The sequence below is a fragment of the Caldisericum sp. genome (assembly GCF_049967455.1).
In the GTDB taxonomy this organism is placed as follows: domain Bacteria; phylum Caldisericota; class Caldisericia; order Caldisericales; family Caldisericaceae; genus Caldisericum; species Caldisericum exile_A.
Map to the genome: position 1 here is coordinate 1 of NZ_JBMFSR010000091.1, position 1,173 is coordinate 1,173.

1 protein-coding gene and 1 pseudogene are annotated in these 1,173 nt (G+C 33.6%); one reads left to right on the forward strand and one right to left on the reverse strand.

The window, feature by feature from the left end:
- Nucleotides 1–512: pseudogene (locus ACP5SP_RS07935) on the reverse strand (hypothetical protein); the annotation flags it as partial.
- A gap of 475 nt (nt 513–987) precedes the next feature.
- Between ACP5SP_RS07935 and ACP5SP_RS07940 the strand changes: the two are divergent.
- On the forward strand, nt 988–1,173 hold a 186-nt coding region (locus ACP5SP_RS07940), incomplete at its 3' end, for a LacI family DNA-binding transcriptional regulator (RefSeq protein ID WP_428076533.1).

Genomic DNA, 1,173 nt, shown 5'->3' on the forward strand with positions numbered 1-1,173 from the left:
GTTTCGTCAAGGATGAGATACTTTGGTTCTTGTCTTATACTGTTGATGAAGTCTTTTAAGAATGCAATCCTTGCGCTTAAGATTTCAGTTAAAGGGCTTCGAGACAAAGCACGAGACATAGTCGACTGAGATGACATAACTTCGGATGCGACCTGAGACTCATTGATGTGCTTTGGCAAGAAAATACCAAGGATGTACTTTGAGATTGTAACTAGTTTAGACGGTCGAATTGAATGGACAAAAACCCGTGTTGTTATCTTACTCGTGTATCCAACAGCATTTATCTCTTTTAAAAGTACCATAGATGTGATCTCCGGATACTCGTTAAGTCTTGAGATGATATAACTTTTGAATGAGTCAAGTTTAGAATGTTTTTCCATTTGACATCTCTCCCTTGTGAGGTATTTTCTTACCGTGTTAGGAGCAATGCCAAGGCGCCTTGCAATTGCACTGATACTCAAACCTTCAGAATGAAATATTTGGATTTCAAAGACCATTTTTTCTTCTAACATCTGGATACCTCCAATACAATGAGATATTCAGATGGTACCACTCAATTCAGATTGATGAAACTGTTCATTTTTGATTGATGTTTTTGCTCATTTTCGTTCGATGTTTTTAATCATTTTTGACCGATGTCGACAAAAGCACGAAGCAAATTTGGTTTGTTGGCAATATCCTTATATCTAAGCACCCTATTCACTTCACTTTTTGGAATTTAAAACCATTTTACCACACATCTTACAAGACTTCATTCAATTTCGAATAAAGTCTAATATTCACGTTCCAAATCGGAAGTGCATACTTTGAGTGTATAGAATCTGGGAAATACACTTTGAAATTTTGAAAATTTACTTTTAATAATTCAATTTAGGATACTTTTCTATAATTTATTACTTATTTTGGAGGTTATTTATACTTGTTATGGAATTAATTCCATAGTATAATTAAGATACAAGTAATTATTTGTTAATTGTAGGAGGAAAAATGGATAAGCAACCAACTATTTTTGATGTTGCAAAATTAGCCAACGTTGCTCCCTCAACGGTTTCAAGATATTTGAACTCATCTTCATATGTTGCAAATGAAACGAAAAAAAAAGTTGAAATGGCAGTCAAAAAATTACAATATAGGCCTTCAAGATTTGCCAAAAATTTGAGAGCACAAAGTATG